The 245-nt window shown below is 62.9% G+C and carries 1 protein-coding gene; it reads right to left on the reverse strand.

Going from position 1 to position 245, the window contains the following annotated elements; translation table 11 throughout:
- Positions 1-245: hypothetical protein (locus AC1RO3_RS09360; RefSeq protein WP_481764146.1), on the reverse strand; the 245-nt coding region annotated here is incomplete at both ends.

The raw sequence follows: 245 nt of genomic DNA on the forward strand, positions 1-245 counted from the left end.
GCCTTCGAGATAGCAAGCGAGCGCGGATACGCGGAACTCTGCATTGGAGTCGCCGCGATGCGTGCGCGCGATATGCTTTCGGTGCGAACGGATGATAGCCAACAGGTTATCACACGCGTGCACGCCGTCCGCGCGTCGCGGTTTCGGTTCCGCGTGCTGATTCACGCACGCATCGATACCAACACGGGCGCGCGGCATGAATCCGGCCGCCCAGCCCGGAATGGGTGCCTTACGTTGTCGCCAAT

The organism is Dellaglioa sp. CoH-57-MRSF-19 (assembly GCF_056781975.1).